This is a genomic window from Micromonospora sp. NPDC048935 (assembly GCF_043197875.1).
In the GTDB taxonomy this organism is placed as follows: domain Bacteria; phylum Actinomycetota; class Actinomycetes; order Mycobacteriales; family Micromonosporaceae; genus Micromonospora.
This window is the reverse complement of sequence record NZ_JBICTZ010000016.1, coordinates 81,484-106,891: the sequence shown is the minus strand read 5'-3', so window position 1 is coordinate 106,891 and position 25,408 is coordinate 81,484. Positions and strand designations below refer to the sequence as shown.

The 25,408-nt window shown below is 72.0% G+C and carries 22 protein-coding genes; 12 read left to right on the top strand and 10 right to left on the bottom strand.

Translation table 11 applies throughout. The features are described from left to right. Positions 1-62: 62 nt before the first annotated feature. A complete protein-coding gene (locus tag ACGFIW_RS31305; RefSeq protein ID WP_393323474.1) occupies positions 63-350 on the top strand; it encodes an Lrp/AsnC family transcriptional regulator in 288 nt (95 codons plus the stop codon). 61 nt (positions 351-411) lie between these two features. Here ACGFIW_RS31305 and ACGFIW_RS31300 read toward each other — a convergent pair whose 3' ends face one another. The 5 genes from ACGFIW_RS31300 to ACGFIW_RS31280 all read right to left on the bottom strand — a co-directional run bounded on the left by ACGFIW_RS31300 (position 412) and on the right by ACGFIW_RS31280 (position 5,588). Beyond that, entirely contained in the window at positions 412-1,101 is a 690-nt protein-coding gene (locus tag ACGFIW_RS31300; RefSeq protein WP_393323472.1) for a DUF4142 domain-containing protein, read from the bottom strand. Between the two features lie 193 nt (positions 1,102-1,294). Next, a complete protein-coding gene (locus ACGFIW_RS31295; protein WP_393323469.1) occupies positions 1,295-2,926 on the bottom strand; it encodes a cytochrome b N-terminal domain-containing protein in 1,632 nt (543 codons plus the stop codon). Further along, entirely contained in the window at positions 2,923-4,017 is a 1,095-nt protein-coding gene (locus ACGFIW_RS31290; RefSeq protein ID WP_393323466.1) for a ubiquinol-cytochrome c reductase iron-sulfur subunit, read from the bottom strand. Before ACGFIW_RS31290 ends, ACGFIW_RS31295 begins: the two co-directional genes overlap by 4 nt. A gap of 64 nt (positions 4,018-4,081) precedes the next feature. After that, entirely contained in the window at positions 4,082-4,918 is an 837-nt protein-coding gene (locus tag ACGFIW_RS31285; protein WP_393323463.1) for a cytochrome c, read from the bottom strand. A 70-nt stretch (positions 4,919-4,988) separates the two neighbouring features. Beyond that, positions 4,989-5,588: a heme-copper oxidase subunit III gene (locus tag ACGFIW_RS31280; RefSeq protein WP_124820713.1), complete on the bottom strand. Its 600-nt coding sequence runs from the start codon at positions 5,586-5,588 to the stop codon at positions 4,989-4,991. Between the two features lie 108 nt (positions 5,589-5,696). Here ACGFIW_RS31280 and ACGFIW_RS31275 point away from each other — a divergent pair, with 108 nt between their 5' ends. From ACGFIW_RS31275 to ACGFIW_RS31260, 4 genes are all read left to right on the top strand, one after another. Further along, on the top strand, positions 5,697-6,617 hold the full coding sequence (locus ACGFIW_RS31275) for a cytochrome c oxidase assembly protein (RefSeq protein ID WP_393323461.1): 921 nt from the start codon (positions 5,697-5,699) through the stop codon (positions 6,615-6,617). Positions 6,618-6,880: 263 nt separating this feature from the next. Continuing rightward, positions 6,881-7,276 carry a hypothetical protein gene (locus ACGFIW_RS31270; RefSeq protein WP_393323458.1) on the top strand — a complete coding sequence of 132 codons (396 nt, stop codon included), beginning with the start codon at positions 6,881-6,883 and terminating at the stop codon, positions 7,274-7,276. A 91-nt stretch (positions 7,277-7,367) separates the two neighbouring features. After that, on the top strand, positions 7,368-8,429 hold the full coding sequence (gene trpD, locus ACGFIW_RS31265) for an anthranilate phosphoribosyltransferase (protein ID WP_393323455.1): 1,062 nt from the start codon (positions 7,368-7,370) through the stop codon (positions 8,427-8,429). Between the two features lie 977 nt (positions 8,430-9,406). After that, positions 9,407-9,613 (top strand): hypothetical protein, encoded by a 207-nt coding sequence (locus ACGFIW_RS31260; RefSeq protein ID WP_393323453.1) that lies wholly within the window; start codon positions 9,407-9,409, stop codon positions 9,611-9,613. Between the two features lie 364 nt (positions 9,614-9,977). On the opposite strand, the gene ACGFIW_RS31255 is transcribed toward ACGFIW_RS31260, so the two are convergent. Beyond that, positions 9,978-10,403 (bottom strand): cytochrome c oxidase subunit 4, encoded by a 426-nt coding sequence (locus tag ACGFIW_RS31255; protein ID WP_393323450.1) that lies wholly within the window; start codon positions 10,401-10,403, stop codon positions 9,978-9,980. A gap of 9 nt (positions 10,404-10,412) precedes the next feature. Further along, the gene (gene coxB, locus ACGFIW_RS31250) at positions 10,413-11,384 is read right to left on the bottom strand and encodes a cytochrome c oxidase subunit II (protein ID WP_393323448.1); all 972 of its coding nucleotides are present in this window, start codon (positions 11,382-11,384) and stop codon (positions 10,413-10,415) included. Positions 11,385-11,554: 170 nt separating this feature from the next. Here coxB and ACGFIW_RS31245 point away from each other — a divergent pair, with 170 nt between their 5' ends. Together ACGFIW_RS31245 and ACGFIW_RS31240 are read left to right on the top strand one after the other, a co-directional pair. Next, a complete protein-coding gene (locus ACGFIW_RS31245) occupies positions 11,555-12,706 on the top strand; it encodes a cysteine desulfurase family protein (protein WP_393323445.1) in 1,152 nt (383 codons plus the stop codon). Next, a complete protein-coding gene (locus ACGFIW_RS31240; RefSeq protein ID WP_393323442.1) occupies positions 12,703-12,936 on the top strand; it encodes a sulfurtransferase TusA family protein in 234 nt (77 codons plus the stop codon). The genes ACGFIW_RS31245 and ACGFIW_RS31240 overlap by 4 nt, the downstream gene beginning before the upstream one ends. Before the next feature lie 98 nt (positions 12,937-13,034). Here the strand turns inward: ACGFIW_RS31240 and ACGFIW_RS31235 are convergent, their stop codons facing one another. From ACGFIW_RS31235 to ACGFIW_RS31225, 3 genes are all read right to left on the bottom strand, one after another. Next, positions 13,035-14,015 (bottom strand): carbohydrate kinase family protein, encoded by a 981-nt coding sequence (locus ACGFIW_RS31235; RefSeq protein ID WP_393323439.1) that lies wholly within the window; start codon positions 14,013-14,015, stop codon positions 13,035-13,037. 187 nt (positions 14,016-14,202) lie between these two features. Further along, positions 14,203-14,571 (bottom strand): iron-sulfur cluster insertion protein ErpA, encoded by a 369-nt coding sequence (gene erpA, locus ACGFIW_RS31230; protein ID WP_007463211.1) that lies wholly within the window; start codon positions 14,569-14,571, stop codon positions 14,203-14,205. A gap of 169 nt (positions 14,572-14,740) precedes the next feature. Further along, positions 14,741-15,880 (bottom strand): glycerate kinase, encoded by a 1,140-nt coding sequence (locus tag ACGFIW_RS31225; RefSeq protein ID WP_393323436.1) that lies wholly within the window; start codon positions 15,878-15,880, stop codon positions 14,741-14,743. 68 nt (positions 15,881-15,948) lie between these two features. On the opposite strand from ACGFIW_RS31225, the gene nadA reads away from it, so the two are divergent. From nadA to ACGFIW_RS31200, 5 genes are all read left to right on the top strand, one after another. After that, the gene (gene nadA / locus ACGFIW_RS31220) at positions 15,949-17,148 is read left to right on the top strand and encodes a quinolinate synthase NadA (protein WP_393323433.1); all 1,200 of its coding nucleotides are present in this window, start codon (positions 15,949-15,951) and stop codon (positions 17,146-17,148) included. Between the two features lie 212 nt (positions 17,149-17,360). Then, a complete protein-coding gene (gene murA / locus ACGFIW_RS31215; protein ID WP_124820727.1) occupies positions 17,361-18,716 on the top strand; it encodes a UDP-N-acetylglucosamine 1-carboxyvinyltransferase in 1,356 nt (451 codons plus the stop codon). Positions 18,717-18,830: 114 nt separating this feature from the next. Beyond that, a complete protein-coding gene (locus tag ACGFIW_RS31210) occupies positions 18,831-19,424 on the top strand; it encodes a DUF3043 domain-containing protein (RefSeq protein ID WP_393323430.1) in 594 nt (197 codons plus the stop codon). Positions 19,425-19,589: 165 nt separating this feature from the next. Beyond that, positions 19,590-20,150 carry a helix-turn-helix domain-containing protein gene (locus ACGFIW_RS31205; RefSeq protein ID WP_393323427.1) on the top strand — a complete coding sequence of 187 codons (561 nt, stop codon included), beginning with the start codon at positions 19,590-19,592 and terminating at the stop codon, positions 20,148-20,150. A 397-nt stretch (positions 20,151-20,547) separates the two neighbouring features. Beyond that, positions 20,548-25,407: a WG repeat-containing protein gene (locus ACGFIW_RS31200; protein WP_393323424.1), complete on the top strand. Its 4,860-nt coding sequence runs from the start codon at positions 20,548-20,550 to the stop codon at positions 25,405-25,407. Position 25,408: the final 1 nt, after the last annotated feature.

The following is a 25,408-nucleotide window of genomic DNA, read 5'->3' as shown; positions in this document are numbered from 1 at the left end:
ACGCCGGGCCACGCCGGAACATCTAGCATGGGCGACGACGCCGACGAACGGAGAAATGTCCCGTGATCACCGCAATCGTGCTGATCGACTGTGCCACCGACGCGATCCCCGAGGTGGCGGAGACCCTGGCCAGCCTCACCGGCGTCAGCGAGGTCTACTCGGTGGCCGGGCACGTCGACCTCATCGCCATCGTCCGGGTCCGCGAGTTCGACCAGATCGCCCAGGTCATCGCCGGCAGCATCTCCAAGGTGCCGGGTGTGCTCAACACCGAGTCGCACATCGCGTTCCGGGCGTACTCCCAGCACGACCTGGAGGAGGCGTTCGCCATCGGCCTCGCCAGCGCCGACTGACCGGCGCACGCACGGCGGCCGGTCCACCCCACGGGTGGACCGGCCGTCTGCTGTCGCTACGTCAGCTCATGCTGGGAGCCGGCGTCTCGGTGGTGCCGCCACCCGGAGCCGGGGACTCCGTGGTGCCACCCGGGGCCGGCGACTCGGTACCGGTGCCACCCGGAGCCGGCGACTCGGTGCCGGTGCCGCCGGGGCTGGGCGTACCGCTGGCGCTGGTCTGCGGAACCGGGATGCCCAACTTGTTGGCGAGCTGCACCAGCTCGTCGTAGTGCGCCTGAAGCGTCGGCAGGGCGTTCTGGGCCAACTGGACCACCGACTGCTCGGAGCCCTGCGAGATCTCCGTCTGGGTGGCCTGGATGGCCTGGACGTGGCCGGCCAGCTCACTCGTCACCCAGAGCCTGTCGAACTCCGCACCGCTGGCGTTGTTCAGCTTGTCGATGACCGCCTGCTGGTCGGCGCTGGGCTCGTTCGGCAACTCCACGCCGAGTTGGGACGCGGTCTGCTGCACCGTCTGGTCCAGCTGGGTGTGGTCGGTCTTCAGCATCGCGCCCAGGTCCTTGACCCCCTGGTCCTGACCCTTCTGCTGAGCCAGGTCACCGGCGGTGATCTCGAACAGGTTGACCTGGTGTACCGCCTGCAGGTACTGGGTGTCCTGCGTCGACGGCTGTGCCGCGGCCTGCGCGGCCGCAGCCGGCGCGACCCCGACCAGTACCAGCGCGGCCAACAGGCCGAGGCGTTTGATACCCAACATGCTTCCCCCCCTTGAGACGTTGGACCGCACGGATACCCGGCTCACCGGGGTTATTCCTGCGATCGCCCGTCGCGCGGGGTCGACCGGTCCCGCCGTGGCCGTCCGACTCCTGGCCGGATGGGCGGTGGGTGCGGATACGACGTGGCGCCCGCCGGAATCCGGCGGGCGCCACGTAACGCTGCGTTTGGGCTGGTCAGCGGCGACTGTCGCCGCTGGTGATCTCCTCGCGCTCGGGTCGGGGCTCGACCGGCGGGTGCCCCGGTGAGACAGGCGCCTCGACCGGCCTCTCGATCGGGTAGAAGAAGCCCCGGATGGCCGGGCCGAGTGCCCCGAGCCGGTTCATCTTCTTCGGCACGACCCAGCCGGCGTACTCCAGCTCGCCGTGGCCGTCCGCGTGCCCGTTGGACGCGCTGAGCGGCTGGTGCACCTCGACGAACCGACCGTCCGGCAGACGCCGGATGATGCCGGTCTCCACGCCGTGCGCGAGCACCTCCCGGTCGTGCTGCTGGAGACCCAGGCAGAGCCGGTACGTCACGTAGTACGCGATCGGCGGGACCACCAGCAGACCGATCCGGCCGGCCCAGGTCATCGCGTTCAAGCTGATCTGGAACTTGTCGGCGATCACGTCGTTGCCGCCGGAGAGCGTCAGCACGATGTAGAACGCGACGGCCATGGCGCCGACCGCGGTCCGCGCCGGAACGTCGCGGGGACGCTGGAGCAGGTTGTGGCTCTTGCGGTCCTTGAGGTGCCGGGCTTCCAGGAACGGGTACATCGTCGACAGGCCCACCATGATGCCGGGCAGCACGACCGTCGGCCAGAACAGCGGCGGGATGACGTATCCGTCGCCGATCGGGATGTTGATCTCCCACGCGGGCATGAGTCGGGTCGACCCGTCGAGGAACATGACGTACCAGTCGGGCTGGCTGGCGGCCGAGACCACCCACGCCTCGTACGGGCCGAACAGCCAGATCGGGTTGATCTGGAGCAGACCGCCCAGCAGCGCGATGACGCCGAAGACGACCATGAAGAAGCCGCCCTGCTTCAGCGCGTACCGCGGGAACATCCGCTCGCCGACCACGTTGTTGTTGGTCCGGCCGGGGCCGGGCCACTGGGTGTGCTTCTGCTTGAAGACCAGGCCCAGGTGGACGCTGATCAGTGCGACGAGCAGACCCGGGATGAGCAGCACGTGGGCGATGAACATCCGGCTGATGATCATCGTGCCCGGGAACTCGCCACCGAAGATCGACGAGGTGACCCAGGACCCGATCACCGGGATGGACAGCATGATCGCCGAGGCGATCCGCAGGCCGGTGCCGGACAGGCCGTCGTCCGGCAGGCCGTAACCGGTGAAGCCGGCCAGGAAGCCGACCCAGAACAGCAGCGAACCGATGATCCAGTTGGTCTCGCGCGGCTTGCGGAAGGCACCGGTGAAGAAGACCCGCAGCATGTGCACGACGATCGACGCCATGAACAGCAGCGCCGCCCAGTGGTGCATCTGCCGCATCACCAGACCACCGCGGACGTCGAACGAGAGGTCCAGGCTGGACGCGTACGCGGCGGACATCGGGGTGCCCTGCAACGGCGCGAAGCTGCCGTTGTAGACCACCTCGGTCATCGCCGGCTCGTAGAAGAAGGTGAGGAACACACCGGTCAGCAGCAGGACGATGAACGAGAACAGCGCGATCTCGCCGAGCAGGAAGGACCAGTGGTCCGGGAAGACCTTGTTCAGCAGTTTGCGCAGGGGGGTGGCCACCTGGAAGCGGTCGTCCACTCCCACCGCGGCCTTACCCGGCGTCGCCGCAAGATCGAACTTTCGACGCTTCATGGCCGCTCCCAGAAGTCAGGCCCAACGGTCTCAGTGTAGTCGGACTTCGCCACGAAGAAGCCCTCGGCATCCACCTCGATCGGCAGCTGCGGCAGCCGCCGGCTGGCGGGACCGAAGACGGGCCGGGCGTTGTCGGTGATCAGGAACTGGGACTGGTGGCACGGGCAGAGCAGCCGGTTGGTCTGCTGCTCGTACAGGCTGGCGGGGCAGCCCGCGTGCGTGCAGACCTTCGAGAACGCGGCGTAGTTGCCCCACATGTAGTCGCCGTGGCCGACGCCCGGCCGCGAGTTGGCCTCCCGCGACTTCTGGGCGTCCGAATCCCGCAGGTGGATCAGCAGCGTCGGGGAGTCGGCGTGGATGTTGCTCACACCGTGCTCGATGCCGGGGAAGACGGTCAACTGGCCACCGGCGCTGACGTCCGCCGGGCGAACCGGGCGGCCGTCCTCGCGGACCAGCCGGATCTTCTGCCCACCCTCGGCCGGGGCGAACCCGGTGGTGAACATCTGATTGTTCTTGTGCGGCTGGGAGATCAGACCGCCGACCAGCGGCGCCGCCGCGACCGCGGCGACCGGCGCGAGACCGGCCAGCAGCGAGATGCCGAGCAGCGGGCGACGCTTCACGCCCAGCTCGTCGGCCATGTAGAGCATGGTCTGACCGGTGATCGTGCGGCCTTCGGAGTCCACCTGGCCCTCGTGCCGGTCCTGGATCGAGACCTCCTTGGGCAGCAACTTCTTGCCCCAGGTCAGGATGCCGAAGCCGACGGCCAGCAGCGCGATGCCGAGGGTGGCGCCCAGCAGCGGCGTATACCACTTGTCGCCACCTCGGCCCGGCTCGTACTGCCAGGGCCACCAGATGTAGATGGCCAGGAAGGCGGTCGCGGCCAGACCGGTGATCAGGAAGAGCCCGGCGACCACGCGGGTCAGCCGGCGCTCCGCCTTGGCGCCGGGCAGCACCTGCGGCTCGTAGTGGACGATCTCGATGTCGTCCCGACGCGCGCCCTCGCGAACGATGTCGAACCGGGTCAGCTTGGGGTCGTTCACGTCGAGCGGCTCCCGACCCTGCGGGGCCTGGTGCTCGGTGTGGGTGCTCATGCCGTCACCTCGCTACGGGTGGCACCGCGCGGCGCCACAGCACTGAATCGGATGATCCGCTCGGTCACGACTTGCCCGCAATCCACAGGCTGGCGAAGACGAGCGCCACGATGCCAACCAGGAAGATCGCCAGGCCCTCGGTGGACGGGCCGTACCGCCCGAGGTTGAACCCGCCCGGGTCCTGGTCGTGCTTCAGCGTCTCCTGGATGTAGGCGATGACGTCGGCCTTCTGCTCCGGCCGAAGCTGGTTGTCGCCGAACACCGGCATGTTCTGTGGGCCGCTCAGCATGGCCGCGTAGATCTGGCGGTCGGTCGCGGGGTGCAGGCTCGGGGCGAACTTGCCCGAGGAGAGCGCGCCGCCGCCACCACCGAACGCGTGGCACTGCGAGCAGTTGATCCGGAACAGCTCACCGCCGGCCGCGACGTTGCCGTCCTCGTGGAGGTCGTCGCCCGCGGGCACGACCGGGCCGCCGCCGAGCTCCTGGATGTACTGGGCGAGCTGACGGGTCTGCTCGTCGGTGAAGACGGGGGGCTTGCGGTGGGCCTGGGCCTCCTGGCGGGCCAGCGGCATCCGCCCGGAGCTGACCTGGAACTCGACCGAGGCCGCGCCGACGCCGACCAGGCTCGGCCCGCGACCCTCGACGCCCTGGGCGTTGCGGCCGTGACAGGTCACACAACTCACGTCGAACAGCGCCTTGCCCTCGGCGGCGGCGCCGGTCAGCTGCGGGTTGTCCTGCGCCTGGGCACCGGGGGCGAAGACGGTGTAGGCGCCGCCGGCCAGCATCAGCGCGGCGATCAGCCGGACCGCGGCGCCCAGCCGGCGGCGGCCCCTGCTGCGCGCGGCGGGCCGCTCGCGCAACCGCGCGAGCAGACCGCGTCGGCGGTCGTTGTCAGAAGTCATGAGCGGTGTCCTTAACCGGTTGGACCTGTCTCAGGGGACGGAGCAGCAGCGCAGAATGTGACGCGCAAGATCACTGAAGCCAGTAGATCATGGCGTACAGCCCGATCCACACGACGTCGACGAAGTGCCAGTAGTACGACACGACGATCGCCGAGGTCGCCTGCGCCGGGGTGAACCGGCCCATGGTCGTGCGGACCATGAAGATGATGAAGGCGATCAGACCGCCAGTCACGTGCAGGCCGTGGAAGCCGGTGGTCAGGTAGAACACCGACCCGTACCCGTCTCCGTTGATCTTGATGCCGTCCTCGACCAGGTGCCGGTACTCGTTCAGCTGGCCGAGCACGAAGATCAGGCCCATCACGAAGGTGACGGTGAACCAGCGCCGCAGCGCGTGCACGTCGCCCTTCTCCGCCGCGAAGACGCCGAGCTGGCAGGTCACGGAGGACAGCACCAGGATCACCGTGAAGGTGGTCGCGTACGGGATGTTCAGCGCCTCGGTGTGCTTCTCCCACTGCTCCGGCGCAGCCGCGCGGATCGAGAAGTACATCGCGAACAGCGCCGCGAAGAACATGAGTTCGCTGGAGAGCCACACGATCGTCCCGACGCTGACCATGTTCGGTCGGGTCAGAGAGTGGATCCGGCTCTTGTCAATGGCTGGGGCCGCAGTCACGCCGTCATTATTGCCCCTGACCGGGGCCGGCGATCAGCGGGGTGGCAAACCTGCGCCTTCCGTGGCCCGACCGTCAGGGTCCGGTTCGCCTGGCCTAGCCTGAAAAGCGTGCTGCACGTCGATCCTATCCTCGCCGCCACCTCGGCCCCGCCGCCGTTCACCGTCGGCGCGGTGCTGACCGAGACCCGGCTGGACAGCTGGCTGGCCCTCGGCCTGGTGCTCGCCGCCGGCCTGTACCTCTACGGGGTGTACCGGCTGCGCCTGCGCGGCGACCGCTGGCCGGTCGCCCGCACCGTGTTCTTCCTCGGCCCCGGGCTGGGCGGCATCGCGCTGGTCACGGTCAGTGGCCTGCACGCGTACGACACCGCGCTGCTGTCCGTGCACATGATCCAGCACATGGTGCTGTCCATGGTGGCGCCGATCTTCCTGGCGCTGGGCGCGCCGATGACGCTGGCCCTGCGGACCCTGCCGGTCGGGCCACGCAAGCGCCTGCTGGCGATCGTGCACAGCCGCGCCGCCCGGGTCTACACGTTTCCGCTCGTGGCGTTCGCCATCTTCGTGGTCAACCCGTTCGTGCTGTACTTCAGCGACCTGTACCGCTTCACCCTCGAACACGCCTGGGCCCACGAGCTGGTGCACGCACACTTCATCATGACCGGCTGCGTGTTCTTCTGGCCGCTGCTCGGCCTCGACCCGCTGCCCGGCCGCTGGCCGTACCCGGCACGGGCGCTGCTGATGCTGCTCTCGGTGCCGTTCCACACCGTGCTCGGCCTCACCATCATGCAGAGCACCACGCTCTTCGGCGGCGACTGGTACCCGTCGCTCAACCTGAGCTGGGCCGACCCCAAGGCGGACCAGGTGGTCGCCGGCGGCATCCTCTGGGCCGGCGGCGAGTTCGTCAGTGTGACCATGCTCGCGGTGCTGGTGGTCCAGTGGGTCAAGCAGTCCGAACGCGAGGCCCGCCGGGTCGACCGCGAGCTGGACCGCCAGGAGGCCCGCGAACGCGCCGCCGACGCCGCGACCGCCTGAGCTGCCCGGACGGTACGCCCCGAGGGGTGGCGGCGGGCGGGATGTCGGCTACGTCACCCCGACCGGTACGATCGGCGGGCATCTTCGAGGTGGGAGCAAGCCCGGCCAATGAGTGAGCACAGCGAACCAACCGTCACGCGCAGTGCGATGGTGCCCCACGACGGCACCGCTCACCGTCCGACTCCCGGCCGAGGCCGCCTCGAGGTCATGGGATATCACGAAACGGCCGGTACCCGGACCGTTCGGCGAAGCGGAGTGCCGGCATGAGCGATCGTCTTTGCACCGTCCTGCTCTACAGCGACGACCCGCAGGTCCGTGATCGGATGCGGTTGGCCGTCGGCACCCGACCGGCGCCCGGCCTGCAGATCGAGTTCGTCGACGCGTCGACCTACTCGGAGACCATCCGGCTCGTCGACGACTACGAGATCGACCTGCTGCTGCTCGACGGCGAGGCGAGCCCGGGTGGCGGCATCGGCATCGCCCGGCAGATCAAGGACGACCGGGACGACGCTCCCCCGACCTGCCTCGTGATCGCCCGCGCCGCCGACCGATGGCTCGCCGCGTACGCCGAGGTCGATGCCACGCTGGTGCACCCGCTCGACCCGGTGACCACCGGAGGCACGGTGGCCGAGCTGCTGCGGACGCACGCACCCGCCTGACGTCCCCCCAGCAATCCGGCACCGTCACGGCGTCGGATCCGCCGACGCCCGTTCCAGCCCACCCGCACTTCGTACGCTCGGGAGGCCCGCCATGGGTGATCGGACCTGGCCGCACCTGCTCACCTCGCTGCTGCACGGCGAGGAGTTGTCCACCGCCGACACCGCCTGGGCGATGGACGAGATCATGACCGGCTCGGCGAGCCCGGTGCGGATAGCGAGCTTCGCCATCGCGCTGCGGGCCAAGGGCGAGACCCCCGCCGAGCTGGCCGGTCTCGTCGAGGCGATGCTGGGTCGCGCGGTCCCGGTGGTGCTCCCCGAGGAGACACGCCGTACCGCGCTCGACGTGGTGGGCACCGGCGGTGACCTCGCCCACACGGTCAACATCTCCACCATGACCGCGCTCGTGGTCGCGGGCACCGGCGTACGCGTGGTGAAGCACGGCAACCGGGCCGCCTCCTCCCTGTGCGGCACCGCCGACCTGCTGGAATTCCTCGGCATCCCCCTGGACCTCGGCCCCGAGCAGGTGGCCCGCTGCGTCGAGGAGGCGGGCATCGGGTTCTGCTTCGCGGCCCGGCACCACCCCGGAATGCGGCACGCCGGCCCGGTCCGCCGCGAGGTGGGAGTGCCCACCTTCTTCAACTTCCTCGGCCCGCTGGCCAACCCGGCCCGCCCCCGATCCGGCGCGGTCGGCTGCTTCGACGCCCGGATGGCCCCGGTGATGGCCAGCGTGTTCGCCGCCCGCGGCGACTCGGTGCTCGTGATGCGGGGCGAGGACGGCCTGGACGAGTTCACCACCGCCGCACCGACCCGCGTCTGGGCAGCCCAGGGCGGCACCGTACGCGAGGCCGTGCTGGACGCGGCGGACCTGGGGGTGCCCCGGTCCACCCTCAACGACCTGCGGGGCGGTGACGCCGCCTACAACGCCGACGTGGCCCATCGCCTGCTGGCCGGTGCGGCGGGTCCGGTCCGGGACGCGGTGCTGGTCAACGCCGCCGCGGCGCTGGCCACCCAGGGTCCACTCGACGGCGACCTGACCGAGGCGCTGCGCGCGGGCATGCACCGCGCGGCCGAGTCGATCGACTCCGGTGCGGCCGCCGCGACCCTGGACCGCTGGGTCAAGACCGCCGCCGCCCTCGCATCGACCCCCGTCTGACCGCCACCCGCAGGCCGGCCCGTCCGACCACAGCGCCGCCCGCCGGCCCACTGACAGCGCCGCCCGCTGGCCCACCGCAGCGCCGCCCCGCCGGCCCACCGACAGCCCGCTGCCGGGCCGCTCGCCGGCACAGCCCGCTGCCGGGCCGCTCGCCGGCACAGCCCGCCGCCGGACCGCGCGCCGACCTGGCGACGCGCCCGCGCCGCCGATCACCCGCCACCTGACGCCACGCCGGCGCGCCAACCGCCGATCACCCGCAGCCCCGCCGCCCCGCTCGATCACACCACCGCCCGACGCCGACCTGCCGACGCAGCCCGCCGACTGACGCGCCGACCGGCGACCGCCCGTCGCTCTCCGACTCACCGTCCGCCGCTCCCTAGCCCTTGATCGACTCGGGATCCTCGAATCCGTGGTGTCCCACGGCCGCCCAGCCCTTGATCAACTCGGGTTCCTTGAATCGGCGGTGTCCGGCGGCCTCGGATACCGCGACTTCAGTGATATCGAGTGGATCATGCGACTCGACCCTGCGGCTCGCCCCGGCGACTCGACCCCGCGACCCCCGACTCGACCCCGCGACTCGACCCCGCGACTCGACCCCGCGACTCGACCCCGCGACTCGCCCCCGCGACTCGCCCCCGCGACTCGCCCCCGCGACTCGACCCGGCGACTCGACCCCGCGGTCGGGTCCTGCGCCTGGGCCTTGCGCCAAGCTCCGCGACGAGAACCTGCCACGGGGGCCTTGCGACGAGATTCTGCACCCGGCCCTCGGAAGGGGTCCGGTTACGACAACCGCGCCCGGTGCTGCGGCGGCGCCGAGACGCAGGGACGGCAGTGAGCCTGCGTCGGGCCTCCCGGGCAGCGCTGGCCGGAGATTTGTCGGACCCGCGTGGAAAACTACAGGCGAGTGGTTCTCCGTTTCCGTTGTGCGCAGTTGTCGCATCCGGGGGCGGTTCACCTGGAGTAAGAAGGAGACACCCGTGTCGCACCGCGAGCTCTACTGCGACGTCTGCGAGGACGTGGCGCCGTTCGAGGCGCCACCCTGCGTCGACGGCCACGACACCGACTGTCCCGAGCTGATCTGCACCGGCTGCGGGGCTGCCGTGGTGATCGCCACGGTCGCCTTTCCGGTCACCCGGCTGGCCGAGCGCCGACGCCACCAGCCCACCCACCGCAACGCCGCCTGAGACTCACCGCTCGGCCCGACACCACCCCCGCCCGGCGCCGCACCACCATGCACCCGCACCGCACCTCCCGGCAGCCGCACCACACCACACCACCCCGCACCACGCGGCAGCCGCACCACCCCGCACCACACCGCACCGCACCACGCGGCAGCCGACAGCACCAAACCACCCCGCGCTGCCCCGCACGCGCACCGCACCAACCCGCACGGCACACCGCACCAGCCCCGCACGGCACACCGCACCAGCCCCGCACCACCCGACACGGCACACCGCACCGCCCGGGTCGGGCCACGACGAAGGCCCGCTCCCAGTGGGATGCGGGCCTTCGTGACGTACGGGTCGGCCGTGACGGCGACCGGGTGGATCAGTGCTCGGCGGTGCGCCGGGTGCCGCTGTAGTACTCGAACAGCAGCCCGCAGGCGGAGAAGACGACAGCCACCAGACCGGCGCCGATCAGCCAGTACTGCCAGAACACCATGCCGAGCGCGGCGATCGCGGCGGCCAGTGCCAGACCGAACGGCCAGTAGCTGCCCGGGCTGAAGAAGCCGACCTCACCGGCACCGTCGGCGATCTCGGCGTCGGGACGGTCCTCCGGGCGCAGGTCGATGCGGCGGGAGACGAACCAGAAGAAGCCGCCGCACATCGAGCAGAGCAGGAACGACAGCAGCAGGGCGACGGTGCCGACCCACTCGACGCCGCCCGACTCGCCGTGCGTCCACGCGCCGTAGAGGATGGTGGCACCGGCGAGGAACCCGGCAATGATCAGGAAGATACGCCACTCGGTCTTCATGCGGCTGCCTCAGCTTCCCGTACGGGCCGGAACTTTGTCCGGGTTGAAGTTGTCCTGCGTCCGCCGGGTCTCGAACGGCTGCGTGGTCTTCGCGTACGGCTCCTCGCCGATCTGGGTCAGCGCGTCCTGGGTCGACTTGCCGCTCTGCTTGGCGGCCAGGAACTGGTCGTACTTCTCCGGCGAGACCACCCGCAGCTCGAAGTTCATGAACGCGTGGTAGCTGCCGCACAGTTCGGCGCAGCGCCCGACGTAGGCACCCTCGGCGTCCAGACTGGAGACCTCGAACACGTTGCGGATCTTGCCCGGCATGACGTCCCGCTTGAACAGCAGCTCCGGCACCCAGAACGAGTGGATGACGTCGCGGCTGGTCTCCTCGAAGCGGATGGACCGGCCGGTCGGCAGCACCAGCACCGGAATGACCTCGCTGGTGCCGAGGGTCGACGCGGTGGTGCGGGCCTCGGTGCCCTGGCCGTCGCGGTAGTTGAACTGCCAGTTCCACTTGAAGGCGACGACCTCGACCGTGACGTCCGGGTTCTTCGACAACTTGTCGACGTCGGTCTGCACGATCGCCGTGTAGTAGAAGAGCACCGAGACGATCAGGATCGGCGCGATGGTGTAGAGGAACTCCATCGGCAGGTTGTAGCGGGTCTGCACCGGCAGCGCGTTGCCACGCTTGCGGTAGCGCACGACGCACCAGAAGATCAGGCCCCACACGAAGACGCCGACCGCGAGGGCGGCGATGCAGGAGGCGATCCACAGGTCGTACATCCGCTTGGACTCCGGCGAGATGCCGCCCTGCGGCCAGCCGAAGCCGTGAAAGGTCTGACCCACGTCACAGCCCGTGAGCAGGATCAGCAGCGCCACGCCACTGAGACCGAGCCCGGCCAACCGACCAGCACCACGCCCCCGGCGTCCACCGACCCCTGGCGAAGCGCTGTGCCGTACGGCCGACGGCCGTACCTCCGAACTCCTTGCGACCACCTGGTCCTGCCTCCCTAGCGCGCCGCGGTGCGTCTTTCCTCAGCACCGGCGGCAAAGGCGTCACCGACGGTCGCAGATTACTCGACCATGACGGACTCGACCGTGGTGGGGTCACTGTCCGCCCCCATTGGGGGGAACCTCGGCATACCGCCGCGATAGCGTAATGATCTGTGAGCGCATCCCCGGTCTACCTGGACGCGGCGACCGCCGCGCCGATGCATCCGGTCGCGCGGCAGGCGTTGCTGGCCGCGCTCGACGACGGCTGGGCCGACCCGGGCAAGCTCTACACCCAGGCCCGTCGGGCGCGGCAACTGCTCGACGCCGCCCGCGAGGCCACCGCGGTGACCCTCGGCGCCCGTGCCGACGAGGTGTCGTTCACCCCCAGCGGTACGACCGCAGCCCACGGGGCTGTGCTCGGGGGCCTGGCGGGGCGGCACCGGGTCGGGTCGGCGCTCGTGCACTCGGCGATCGAGCACTCGGCGGTGTTGCATGCCGCGCAGCGGCACGTTGCGAGGGGCGGGACTGCCACCGGGGTGCCGGTCGACCGGTTGGGGCGACTGGACCTGACCGCGTGGTCGGCGGCGGTCCGGGCCCCCGGGGTCGCGCTGGCCGCGCTGATCACCGCCAGTCACGAGGTGGGGACCGTGCAGCCGGTCGCCGAGGCGGCCGCCGACTGTGCCGACGTGGGGGTGCCGCTCTACGTGGACGCCGCGCAGTCGGTTGGTCGGGTGCCCCTGCCGGCCGGCTGGTCGGTGCTCACCGCGAGTGCCCACAAGTGGGGTGGTCCGCCCGGGGTGGGGGTGCTGGTGGTGCGTAAGGGCACCCGTTGGGAGTCACCCTGGCCGGCCGACGAGCGGGAGGGTGGGCGTACCCCCGGGGTGGTGAACCTGCCCGCGGTGGTGGCGGCGGCGGCGAGCCTGCGCGCGGCGGCGGCCGACGCGGCGGCCGAGGCGACCCGGCTGGCCCCGCTCGTGGATCGGATCCGGGCGCGGGTCGCGGCGGAGGTGCCCGACGTGGAGGTGGTGGGTGACCCGGTGCTCCGGCTCCCCCACCTGGTCACCTTCTCGTGCCTGTACGTCGACGGTGAGGCGCTGCTGCACGCTCTGGACCGGCGGGGCTTCGCCGTGTCGTCCGGTTCGTCCTGTACGTCGTCCACGTTGCGTCCGTCGCACGTGCTGGAGGCGATGGGGGTGCTCTCGCACGGCAACGTGCGTGTCAGCCTGCATCGGGAGACGACCGAGGCGGACGTGGAGCGGTTCCTCGGCGAGTTGCCGGGGATCGTCGCCGGGTTGCGTGCCGAGGCGGGGGTGGTGGGGCTGTGACGATGCCGGACGAGGTGATCGACTGTCGGGGGCAGCGGTGCCCGCTGCCCGTGATCGCGGCGGCCCGGCGGCTGCCGCAGGTGCCGGTGGGCACGGTGGTGCGGGTGCTGGCCGACGACCCGGCGGCGGCGGTCGACATCCCCGCCTGGTGCCGGATGCGCGGCCAGGAGTTCACGGGCGCGGTGAACGGCCCAGAAGGCCCCGCCTACGACATCCGCCGCCTGCACTAACCCACCCCACCCCGCCGATCTTGCACTTTCTGTCCCGGCAAAGGACGCAAAAGCCGCGATACGGCGACCGAAAGTGCAAGATCGGCGAGGAGAGGGGGTCAGGCCGGGAGGAGGTGGGGGCGGACTTCGTCCGCCGCCTCGTCGCCGTAGGACTCGGCCAGGCGCTTGACGAACAGGTCGGGGCGGATGTCGTACTCCTGGGTGCCGACGGTCTCCAGGACCAGCGTGGCCAGCAGCGAGCCGACCTGGGCGGCGCGCTCCAGGCCCAGGCCCCAGGAGAGCGCGGTGAAGAACCCGGCCCGGAAGCCGTCGCCCACGCCGGTCGGGTCGACCGCCCGGGTCTCCCGCGCGATCGGCACGTGGATCGGGTCGATGCCCCGCCCGGCGATCTCCACACCGTGCTTGCCCAGCGTGGTGACCCGCACCTTGACCAGGTCCAGCAGTTGAGCGTCGGTCAGTTGCGCCTTGCTCTGCAACAGCGACTTCTCGTAGTCGTTCGTCATCAGGTAGTCGGCGCCCTCGATCAGCGCCACCACGTCCTCGCCGGGCATCCGGGCGAGCTGCTGGGAGGGGTCGGCGGCGAACGCGTACCCACGGGTGCGGCACTCGGCCGAGTGCCGCAGCATCGCCTCGGGGTCGTTGGCGCTGACCAGCACCAGGTCCAGGCCGCCGATCCGGTCGGCGACCGGGGCGAGCTCGATGTTGCGGGCCTCGCTCATCGCGCCGGCGTAGAACGACGCGATCTGGCACATGTCGGTGTCGGTGGTGCAGACGAACCGAGAGGTGTGCGCCACCTCGCTGACGTGCACCGAGTCGCAGTCGACGCCGTGGCGCTCCAGCCAGGAGCGGTAGTCGGCGAAGTCCGCCCCCACCGCGCCGAGCAGCACCGGACGCAGGCCCAGTTGCCCCATGCCGAAGGCGATGTTCGCCGCCACGCCGCCGCGACGGAGCACCAGATCGTCTACCAGGAAGGAGAGGGACACCTTGTGCAGCTGGTCGGCGATGAGTTGGTCGGCGAAGCGACCGGGGAAGCTCATCAGGTGATCGGTGGCGATCGAGCCGGTCACGGCGATCTTCATATCAACCCTCGGGGTAGGGAGCAGGGCGCGGTCAGCCTACCGGCCCGGCAAGCTGCCCGTGACCTCTCGGTGCGACCTCGGTGACCGGCCCGTCACCGCCGCTTCGGGATCGCTCCCAGCCCCACCAGCGCAGACGGGGCCGTCCCGAAGGACGGCCCCGTCTGGTGCTGGATCGGTGTGATGTGACTCAGTTGAACGAGTCACCGCAGGCGCACGAGTTGCCCGCGTTGGGGTTGTCGATGGTGAAGCCCTGGGCGTCGATCCGGTCGGCGAAGTCGATCGTCGCGCCGGACAGGTACGGGGCGCTCATCCGGTCGACGACGACCTCGACACCGCCGAAGTCGGTGACGACATCACCGTCGAGCGAACGCTCGTCGAAGAAGAGCTGGTACCGCAGGCCGGAGCAGCCACCCGGCTGCACCGCGACGCGGAGCCGCAGGTCGTCGCGGCCCTCCTGCTCAATCAGGGCCTTGACCTTCTGCGCCGCGACGTCGGTGAGGACGACGGAAGTAGGGGCCTGGGCCTCGGTCGACTCGGTCTGCGCTGGCGTGGTCACGTGGAAGTCTCCCTGCGCGGTGTGGGTCCGGACGCACTGGCCAACGCCGTGCGCCGTCCAGTGATTCCCGGTTGTGGTCCTCCGCTGATGGTACGCCGCCCCGGCCGGGCTCACCCGCGTGGCGTGATCGCCGCCGCAGGTCGGCCCCGCTGACGGGCGCTCGAAAGCCTCAGCGGCTCCACTGCCGGGCCAGCCGGGCACCCAGGTCGTGCAACCCCTCCGCCGGCCGGCCCAGGGCGGCGTCGAGCCCGCCGCCCTGGTCGCCACCGAAGTGCTCGACCAGGCTGTACGCATCGGTCACCCCGGCCGAGGCGGCCTCGCGTCGGCCGATGCTCACCTGCCCGGCCACGACCACGCAGGGCACTCCCCGGTCGCGGGCGGCACCGGCCACTCCGGCGACCACCTTGCCGCGCAGCGACTGGTGGTCGAACGATCCCTCGCCGGTGATCACCAGGTCGACGCTGTCCAGGGCGGCGTCCAGGGCGGTGGCCCGGGTGACCAGGCCGATGCCCGACTCGCAGCCGCCACCCAGGGCGAGGACCGCCGCGCCGAGGCCACCCGCGGCGCCGCCGCCGGGCAGCGCACCGAGCCCGGCCGGGCAGCCGGGCAGATCCCGCTCCAGCACCGCCGCGAAGCGCTCCAGAGCGGCGTCGAGCAGCAGCACGTCCGCCCGGTCGGCGCCCTTCTGCGGACCGAACACGTTGCTCGCGCCGTGCAGCCCGAGCAGCGGGTTGTCCACGTCGGTGGCGGCGACGAGCCGGACGCCGCGCAGCCGGGGCGCGCCGTCGAGGGCCTCGACCAGGGCCAGAGCCGCCCCGCCGTACGGGAGCGCGGCACCCGTGGCGTCCAGCGGGGTCACGCCCAACGCGGCGAGCATTCCGGCTCCCGCGTCGTTGGTGCCGGAGCCGCCCAGCCCGATCACCACCGTCCGTGCGCCGCTCTCCACCGCGGCGGCCACGAGCAGGCCCAGCCCGTACGTCGTGGTGGTCTTCGGGTCGCGTTCGGCGGTGCCGAGCAGGTGCAGCCCGCAGGCCTGTGCGCTCTCCAGGTAGGCGGTCGCGCCGTCGGCGGTGAGCAGGATCTCACCTGCCGTCGGCCGGCCCAGCGGATCAACTGTCGACACCGGCACCCGCCGGCCGCCGAGGGCCTCGGCGAGCACCCGCACGAAGCCCGGCCCGCCGTCGGAGAGCGGCCGGATCAGCAGCTCGTCGCGGTCGGTGACGGTGCGCCAACCGTCGGCCACCGCGGCGGCCACCTCCGGTGCGGACAGGGTGCCGGCGAACTTGTCCGGGCAGAGCAGCACGCGCATGCGCAGCAGTGTGGCAGCACACACCGAGGGAAGCTGCGTCCCGGTCCTGCTGTGGGACCATGGGCTACGTGACTTCGACCTGGGTGGAACCCTCCAACACCGCGACGGCTCTGCTGCTGCTCGGTCGGGGCAGCGACCCCGACACCGAGCGCGGCGTCGAGTGTCCGGGCGACCTGCCGGCGCCCAGCGACCCGGATCTGGTGGCCCGCGCCACGGCCGCGAAGGCGAAGCTGGGCAGCAGGGTCTTCGTGCTGGGGCACCACTACCAGCGCGACGAGGTGATCCAGTTCGCCGACGTGACGGGCGACTCGTTCAAGCTGGCCCGGGAAGCCGCGGCCCGTCCGGACGCGGAGTACATCGTCTTCTGCGGCGTGCACTTCATGGCCGAGAGCGCCGACATCCTCACCACCGACGCCCAGCGGGTGATCCTGCCGGACCTCGCCGCCGGCTGCTCGATGGCGGACATGGCGGTCCTGGGCCAGGTCGAGGCCGCCTGGGACACACTGACCGAGCTCGGCATCGCCGCCGAGACCGTCCCGGTGACGTACATGAACTCCTCGGCCGACATCAAGGGCTTCGTCGGCCGCAACGGCGGCGTGGTCTGCACCTCGTCCAACGCCAAGCGCGCCCTGGACTGGGCGTTCGAGCAGGGTTCGAAGGTGCTCTTCCTGCCCGACCAGCACCTGGGCCGCAACACGGCGGTGTTGGAGATGGGCCTGTCGCTCGACGACTGCGTGCTCTACGACCCGCACAAGCCCGGTGGCGGGCTCACCCCGGAGCAGCTGCGGGACGCCAAGATGATCCTCTGGCGGGGGCACTGCTCGGTGCACGGCCGGTTCACCCTCGACAGCGTCAACGACGTACGGGAGCGGGTGCCCGGCGTCAACGTGCTGGTCCACCCGGAGTGCCGGCACGAGGTGGTCACCGCGGCCGACTACGTGGGCTCGACCGAATACATCATCAAGGCCGTCGAGGCGGCTCCGGCCGGTTCGGCGTGGGCGCTCGGCACCGAGCTGAACCTGGTCCGCCGCCTCGCGCTGGCGCACCCGGACAAGCAGATCATGTTCCTGGACAAGGCCGTCTGCTACTGCTCGACGATGAACCGGATCGACCTGCCCCACCTGGTCTGGGCCCTTGAGGAGCTGGTCGCGGGCCGGGTCGTCAACCAGATCACGGTGGACGCGGACACCGCTCACCACGCCCGGGTCGCGCTGGATCAGATGCTCGCCCTGCCCGGCGCGGACACCCCGCCGCCGACGGCGTCCTGATCACGTTCAGTAGTGCTCTTGGTACGCAAAAGCGCCGGATCACCGATTAATGCCACACACGCCGATGTGACCGAGTCCTTTTTCGTCACCGAGGGCTATGCTGCCGGAGCGACGACATACGCGGGCCGTTTCGACCTGGCCGCATCCGGGGTAGCGACAGCGTTCAGGCGCCCCACCCACAACACGGCAGCACCGACGCGCTGGAGGTTGCGTTGACCGACGACGTCCTGGTTGTGCACGGAGGCACTCCGCTCGAAGGGCGGATCCGCGTGCGCGGCGCGAAGAACCTGGTATCGAAGGCGATGGTCGCCGCGCTGCTCGGCGACAGCCCCAGCCGGCTGTTCGACGTGCCGAAGATCCGCGACGTCGAGGTGGTCCGGGGTCTGCTCGGCCTGCACGGCGTCAAGGTCACCGACGGCGCCGAGGACGGCGAGCTCGTCTTCGACCCGGCGAACGTGGAGAGCGCCAGCACCGACCAGATCAACGTGCACGCCGGTTCCAGCCGGATCCCGATCCTGTTCTGCGGCCCGCTGCTGCACCGGCTCGGGCACGCGTTCATCCCGGACCTGGGCGGCTGCCACATCGGCCCGCGCCCGATCGACTTCCACCTCCAGGCGCTGCGCGAGTTCGGCGCCACCGTCGAGAAGCGCCCGGAGGGTCTGCACCTGTCCGCGCCGAACGGCCTGCACGGCACCAAGTTCGCCCTGCCCTACCCGAGCGTCGGCGCCACCGAGCAGGTGCTGCTGACCGCGGTCATGGCCGAGGGCGTCACCGAGCTGCGCAACGCCGCGGTGGAGCCGGAGATCATCGACCTGATCTGCATCCTGCAGAAGATGGGCGCGATCATCAAGGTCCACACCGACCGGGTGATCGAGATCCAGGGCGTGCCGAAGCTGCACGGCTACACGCACCGGCCGATCCCGGACCGGATCGAGGCCGCGAGCTGGGCGGCTGCCGCCCTGGCCACCCGCGGTCACGTCGAGGTGCTCGGCGCTCAGCAGGCCGACATGATGACCTTCCTGAACATCTTCCGCTCGGTCGGTGGCGAGTACGAGGTCACCGACGCGCGTGCGCCGAAGCTGGGCGACCCGGGGCAGGAGGGCGGCATCCGCTTCTGGCACCCGGGCGGCGAGCTGAACGCGGTGGCGCTGGAGACCGACGTGCACCCCGGGTTCATGACCGACTGGCAGCAGCCGCTGGTCGTGGCGCTCACCCAGGCCCGCGGCCTGTCGATCGTCCACGAGACGGTCTACGAGCAGCGGCTGGGCTACACCGAGGCACTGAACTCGATGGGCGCCAACATCCAGGTCTACCGGGACTGCCTCGGCGGCACCCCGTGCCGCTTCGGCCGGCGCAACTTCAAGCACTCCGCGGTGATCGCCGGGCCGAGCAAGCTGCACGCCGCCGACCTGGTCATCCCGGACCTGCGGGCCGGGTTCAGCCACCTGATCGCGGCGCTCGCGGCCGAGGGCACCTCCCGGGTGTACGGCGTCGACCTGATCAACCGCGGCTACGAGGACTTCGAGGCGAAGCTCGCCGACCTGGGCGCGCACGCCGAGCGCCCGTAATCTCGGTCACCTCTCGTTCGGGCTACGACGGCTCCGGGTCGCGCTGCGACCCGGAGCCGTCGGTCGCTGTACCGCGATGTGCACCGGGCGCGGATCGTTGGCTACCCTTGCCGCGTGCCGTCGCTCTTTCGCCGCAAGTCCACTGACCTCGTCGACGAGGCCGTCTCATCGGTGACCACCGAGGAGACCGCCGAGCGTTCCCGGGGTTACACCCCGGCCAAGGGTCGGGAGACGCCGAAGCGGCCGACCGTCGGCCGCCGCCCGGCCGGCCCCACTCGCCCCCTCACCAAGGAGGAGGAGCGGGAGCGTCGCCGCCAACTGCGCGCCGAGGCCGCGTCGGATTTCCGCCGTGAGGGCGGCCCCCGCGACCGCGGCCCGGAGCGGCTACTGGCCCGCAACGTGGTCGACTCCCGGCGTACCGTCGGCACCTGGTTCTTCGGCGGCGCGCTGATAGTGCTGATCGGGTCGAACGCGGCGATGCCCGACCCGGTCCGGTTGATCTCCAACGTGCTCTGGGGCGCGCTGGCCCTGGGCGTGGTCATCGACTCGGTGCTGATCTGCCGCAAGATCAGCAGGTTGGTTCGGGAGCGCTTCCCGAAGACCGACCAGCGGATGGGCTCGCTCTTCCTCTACGCGGTCATGCGGTCGATCACCTTCCGGCGGATGCGCGCCCCGGCCCCGCAGGTCAACCTCGGCGACAAGGTCTGACCCCAACTCCCCGACCACCGCCACCACATCGGCGAAACTGCTGTCTCCGACATCTCGGAGGCAGCAGTTTCCCGTTAGTCGCGCGGATCTTGCTCGACCGGGGGCACGCTGGCAGGCACCTGCTGCTGTTCGTCGCAACGAACGCTGATCCAATGGAGCGAACGCATGCCTCCGGAACCCCCCGCCCCGCTGGCCACCATCGCCGCCGCCCTGCGTCGGGAGCGGGAACGGGTGGGCATCTCGCTGACCGAGCTTGCCCGCCGGGCTGGGGTGGCCAAGTCCACCCTCTCCCAACTGGAGTCCGGCACCGGCAACCCGAGCGTGGAGACGCTCTGGGCGTTGGGCGTGGCACTCGGCGTGCCATTCAGCCGGCTGGTGGAACCCCTCGACGACGCCGTACGGGTGATCCGGGCCGGGGACGGGCCGCGGGTCCGCTCCGAGCAGGCCGACTTCACCGGGACACTGCTCAGCGCCGGGGCGGCACACCTGCGCCGGGACGTCTACCTGATCGAGCTGGAACCGGGTGCGGCCCGCGCCACGGACGGGCACACCCCGCGCAGTGTCGAACACGTGGTGGTCGCCGCCGGCCGGCTGCGGGTCGGCCCGGAGACGGCGCTGGTCGAACTCGACCCCGGCGACTACGCGGCGTTCCCCGGCGATGCCCCGCACCGCTACGAGGCGCTGGCACCCGGCACGTTCGCCGTCCTCATCCTGGAGCATCCCTGACCGGGCGACGACGATCCGCCCACGCCAGGTGGCAGTCGGATGCGGTAGGGTCGAAGACCAGATTGGGTTATAGGACCAAATGTCCGAAACCATTGGGATAACGTTTGCGCCCGTGGGCGGTGCCACAGTGGCGGTGAGCGAGCCCACGCCGTTACCCTCCAACCGCAGCCACGGCCCGTCGGCGCGGGCGACCTGACCGGCACGCGAGGCCCCAGCACGACAATTTGCAACGAGGTGACAACGCCGTGAGCGAGCGGACGCGAGCCGGCCACCGGGGCGTGGCAGGCGGCGACCGGACGCCCGGCGATCACCCGGCTGCGGCTGCGGCTGCCGCTGCGACAAGCTCGCCTTCGGCGGGAGCCGGCCGAGCGGCCGGGCACGGCGACGGGCTCGGCCGATGAGCGGCCGCTACCCCGACCGGTGGTCAGACCCGAACGAGCCGTCCTGGGTGGTCGAGCCGACCAGCGAGTGGCATCCGCAGTTTCCCGGCCAGCGCTATCCCGGCGACATCGGCGCGGTGCACCAGCCGCCACCGCGCGGTCGGGCGACGGTGAGCGGTCGAGCCGAGGTGCCGTCGCTCGCGCCCACCCGCCCGGACGGCACCTACCTCGGCCGGTCCTGGGCCGACGAGCCACCGGAGGGGCCGGGGGTCCACGGCCGATCCTGGGTGGACGACGAGCCGGGCGAGACACCGGCCTACGGCCGGCCCCGCAGCGACGCCCGTCCGGCCGACGCGTCCGCCTACGGCCGGAACGACGGCGGCGCCCCCCGCACCTACGACCACGAGCCGTACCGCCGGCCACTCCCCGAACCGCCCCGGCGTGACGATCGTCGCAACCCCGAGTCGGACCGGCGTACCGCCTGGTCCGACCGACGCCCCACGGACGAGCGAGGTCCGGCGCGGGAGGCCGCCTGGCACCGGGACCAGCCCTCCTCGGATCGGTACGACAGCCGCCGCCAGCGGTCCGAGCCCACCGAGCGGGACCGGGGTCACCAGGGCACCCCACCGGTCTCCCCCGCGCCCCGGTCCGACCCTGGTTGGGTGCCGGAGCCGGACGATTCGCCGCGTCGGCGCGGCACGCACGAGCGACCGGCCGCCGGTTACGAACGCCACCCCGGTGACGGCTACGCCGGACGACCCACCCGGGACCACGACGGCCGGGCGACCGAGGACCGGATCGCCGACGGAGCCGACACGTGGGCAGCCGTGGACGGCCGCCCGCGATACCGCCCCGACGGGCACCCGGACCGCACCGCCGACGACACCCGTCGCCCGGATCGGCGCTACCACGCCGACGAGGCAGCCGGCGCACAACCGCCACCCAACGGCGGTCGACGGCACCGTCCCGAGCCGGAGCTGCCCGATCATCCCCGCCGCGACGACGATCGGCGTCGGGCCGACAGCGACCCACACCGGCAGCAGCCCCGCGAGACCGCGGCCCGCGCCGAGGCGTACCCGGACCGGCGCCCCCGCGAGGAAGCCCGCCCGGACGCCTACCGCGAGGACAGGCGTCGCGAGGACGGACGTCGCGAGGACGGACGTCGCGAGCACGCGTACCGCGAGGAACCGCTGCGTGACAACGCGTACCGCGACGAACGGCCGCACGACAACGCCCGCCGCGAGCCTCGGCCGCAGACCGGCCAACGCCCGGACGGCAGCCTGCCCTGGCCGCCGCCGGGTCCGTTGCGCCCGGACCGCACCCGGGAGTCGGGCCACCGCAGCGACCCACACCGCACCGCCGACCCACACCGCAGCGCCGAGTCGGGTATCCCGGCGCGACCGGTCGCCCGGCCCGAGCGGCCGGCGGTCACCCCGCCGCGCTACGACGAGCGACCGGTACGCCCAGCGGCGCCGGCTCCGTCGGCGTCCAGCCGGGTCGTGCCGGTTCCGCCGGAGCGAACGATGCCGCCATCGCCCGTCTCCCCCGCCGCACCCGACCGGGACCGACCGGTGTCGGCCGCCCCGGTCTCCCCGGCCTCCGAGGTGCCCGTCTCGGGTCCACCCGCCGCACGCCTTCGGCTGGAGTACCTGCCCGCGCCGGTGGACCCGCCCACCTCCGACGAGCGCTCGGATGTCCCACTGCCGCCTGCGCGCCGGACACCGGCCGAACCGGCACCGGCTGCCGAGGTGCGCCCCACCCCGCCGCCGCGCTACCCCGGCCCGAACACCGTGGACCGCCCCGTCGACAAGCGACGCGACGGCGAGCCGACCGCAGACCGCCGCCAGTTCGGTGACGTGCCGGGCAGCGCCACTCCCACCGACCACCGCATGCCGCCGCACTCCCCCGACCGGTCGCACCCCACGGACCGCCCGCACCCCACCGACCGGCCACACCCCACGGACCGGCCGCACCCCACGGACCGGCCACACCCGACCGACCGCCCGCACACCACCGACCGGCCACACACCACGGATCGGACGTCTCCGCCGTCGGTCGCACGACCGGCGGTCGCGCCACCGCCCACCTGGCAGGTCCCGGCCCCGGCGACGACACCGCCTGCCCCGACACCGGCGGCCCCGACACCGCCTGCTCCGACACCGGCGGCCCCGGCACCCCCGGCCCCGGCCGCCGAGGCGGCGCTCCCGCTCGCCCCTGGCACACCGCGCCGCTACGTACCGCCGCCGCCCTCGCAAGAGCCGGCCGCCCCCGTTTCGAACCCGGACGAGGTCGTGGGTACTCGCGGGCCGGACGCGTGGTTCAGCCCCGCTCAGCCCGCCGACCCCGATCCGAGCGAGCCCGCGCCGAACCGGCAACGGTCCGGGTCAGGCGACAATGACCCGCGCCCGTCCGAGTCGACCGACGATGCTCCGCACCGGTCCGAGTCGACTGGGAACGACCCACGGCCGTTCGAGTCGACCGGGAACGAGTCGACGGTCGGCGACCCCGAGTTGTCCACCGCGCCGGCACCCGATCGATCCACCACACCCGGCACGGTGGACCGGGACCTGTCGACGTCCACCACCGACGTCCGTCGCGATCTGGCCGACGAGCGGGCAGGCAGGTCGACGGCGGCTGACTCTCCTGAGTCGGTGTCCGCGCCGCCCACTCGCCCGACCGCCGGCACCTGGGCCGCCGACCCGTTCGACGACGCACCGGCACCTGTCGGGCCCGAATCGGAGCAGGACGACGACCGGCCCGTCTCCGGCGCCCCCGACACCGCGACGCCGGACCAGCAGCCCGAAGTCGTAGCCGCGGTCGACGACCAGCGGGCCGCCGCTCGCCCGGTCGGGGACACCGCTCCCGTGGTGCCCGACCGGATGGACGACGCCTCGTACGCCCGTCCGTTTGAGGTCGAGGGCGCCCCGGGCACCACCCGGTTGACGGACGGTTCGCGACCCGACGACTGGTCGGACGACATCGCACTGCCGGCCCCGTCCGCAATGTCTGATGACAACGATGCACCGGTCTCGGGAGTGCCCGACCGGGCCGATCCCACAGCGCCGGCCCTGACGCCGCACGTCGTACCCATCTCCGCACCGCCAGCGTCGCCGGTCGCCACGGGGCCTGTCTCCGCGCCACCCGCCACCGCACCTTTCGCTACCGAAGAGCAGACCGTCGGGGCACCCGTCTCCGCGCCACCGGTGTCCGCGCCGCCCGCGTACGCGCCGCCGTCTTCGGTGCCACCGCCCGTCTCCGCGCCGCCGATCGCCCCCACGCCCGTGTCCGCACCACCGGCGTCCACCGAGCCGGCGTCCCCGCCACCCGATTCCACCCCACCCGTGTCGACACAGGCGGCCTCCGCACCGCCGGTCTCCGCACCACCGGTCTCCGCACCACCGGTCTCCGCACCACCGGTCTCCGCACCGCCGGTCTCCGCACCGCCGGCTGCCCCCGCAGCGCCCGCCTCCGCGCCGCCCGCCTCAACGGTTCCGGGTCCGAGGACCGGCTCGCGCGGGGAGAACGCGCCCGTCTCCGCACCACCCGGCGACGCTCCGCCGGTGGCGATCCGCCCGTCGCTGGCCGATCCAGGCGACCCGGAGCAGGTCCTCGCGGCGTACCGCTGGCGGTTGGACCCGGTCACGCTGCGTGAGGAGCTGACGGAGCCGGAGGACCTGCGGGCCATCCGGCGGCGGCTGACCGAGAAGTTGGGCTCGGCGGTCGACAACCGCGCCCGGGCCCGGCTGCTCAGCCTGCGGGCGGTGACCTCGCGGATCCTCGGCGACCTGGACGACGCGCTGGCCGATGGTCGGCTCGCCCTCACCTACGCCGAGGCCACCGGCGAGCTGCGCCGGACCGCGTTGGCCCAGGCCCGGCTGGCCCACGTCCTGCGCTGGCGCGGCAACTTCGCCGAGGCCGACCAGCTCTTCGCCCAGGCCAACTCGGTCGAGCTTCCCGACCGGTTGCGGGCCGCACTCCACGAGCACGCCGGCCGGTCGTGTTACGACCAGGGACGGCTCATGGAAGCCTGCCAGCACTTCGAGCAGGCACTCGACCTGCGCGGCGCCGGCGACGCCGAACTGCTGGACCGGATCCGGGTGGCCCTCGACGCGGTCGCCGTCCGCGCCACGGCGGACGGCTTCGGGCCGTACCGCCGGGGTCGGGACGAGGTGCTCGACCGTGACCGGCCCCCGGTGCCGGACCGGGACGGCCCGCTGTGGGGTTACGCGGGCCCGGACGGCGACGTGGTCATTCCCGCCCGGTACGCCGAGGCGCAACCGTTCCACGACGGGCTGGCCTGGGTGCGTCGGCCGGACACCGACCGGTGGTCGCTGATCAACCTGCTCGGTACGACGGTGATCCCGCCCTCCTACCGGGCCGCGCACCCGTTCAGCGACGGCCTGGCCTGGGTGGTCGGCGAGGGTGGTTGGACGGCCATCGACGCGACCGGCGCGGTGCAGGTCGCGCCCAACTTCGCCGAGGTACGACCGTTCCGTCGCGGGCTGGCCGCGGTGCGGCGCGAGGGTTGGGGGGCGGTCGACCGAACCGGCAGGATCGTCGTGCCCACGCGTTACCACGGGTTCGTCACCGAGTTGGCCGACGGCCAGCAGGTCGACGGTTTCACCGACGAGGGGCTCGCCGTGGTCGACGTGGCCGGCCGGCGCGGTGTGGTGGACCGCACCGGCGCGGTGCTGGTCGCGCCGGCGCACCCGACGCTCGTCATCCACCCGGTGGCGTTCCTGGTCGAGAGCGGCAACGGGCGGTGGGGTGCGCTGGACCGGCGCGGCGTGCCGCTCATCGATCCGGTACACCGGGATCGCGCCGACGTGCTGCAGGAGATCGATCGGCTACTCACCGACGCCAACCCGGTGCTCTGAG

Bases quoted from the DNA above. Each gene is read 5' to 3' on its own strand.
- ACGFIW_RS31300 (WP_393323472.1), bottom strand. From the start codon at position 1,101: ATGTTGGGTATCAAACGCCTCGGCCTGTTGGCCGCGCTGGTACTGGTC.
- ACGFIW_RS31295 (WP_393323469.1), bottom strand. From the start codon at position 2,926: ATGAAGCGTCGAAAGTTCGATCTTGCGGCGACGCCGGGTAAGGCCGCG.
- ACGFIW_RS31290 (WP_393323466.1), bottom strand. From the start codon at position 4,017: ATGAGCACCCACACCGAGCACCAGGCCCCGCAGGGTCGGGAGCCGCTC.
- ACGFIW_RS31285 (WP_393323463.1), bottom strand. From the start codon at position 4,918: ATGACTTCTGACAACGACCGCCGACGCGGTCTGCTCGCGCGGTTGCGC.
- ACGFIW_RS31270 (WP_393323458.1), top strand. From the start codon at position 6,881: ATGAGCGATCGTCTTTGCACCGTCCTGCTCTACAGCGACGACCCGCAG.
- trpD (WP_393323455.1), top strand. From the start codon at position 7,368: ATGGGTGATCGGACCTGGCCGCACCTGCTCACCTCGCTGCTGCACGGC.
- ACGFIW_RS31255 (WP_393323450.1), bottom strand. From the start codon at position 10,403: ATGAAGACCGAGTGGCGTATCTTCCTGATCATTGCCGGGTTCCTCGCC.
- ACGFIW_RS31235 (WP_393323439.1), bottom strand. From the start codon at position 14,015: ATGAAGATCGCCGTGACCGGCTCGATCGCCACCGATCACCTGATGAGC.
- ACGFIW_RS31225 (WP_393323436.1), bottom strand. From the start codon at position 15,880: ATGCGCGTGCTGCTCTGCCCGGACAAGTTCGCCGGCACCCTGTCCGCA.
- ACGFIW_RS31205 (WP_393323427.1), top strand. From the start codon at position 19,590: ATGCCTCCGGAACCCCCCGCCCCGCTGGCCACCATCGCCGCCGCCCTG.
- ACGFIW_RS31200 (WP_393323424.1), top strand. From the start codon at position 20,548: ATGAGCGGCCGCTACCCCGACCGGTGGTCAGACCCGAACGAGCCGTCC.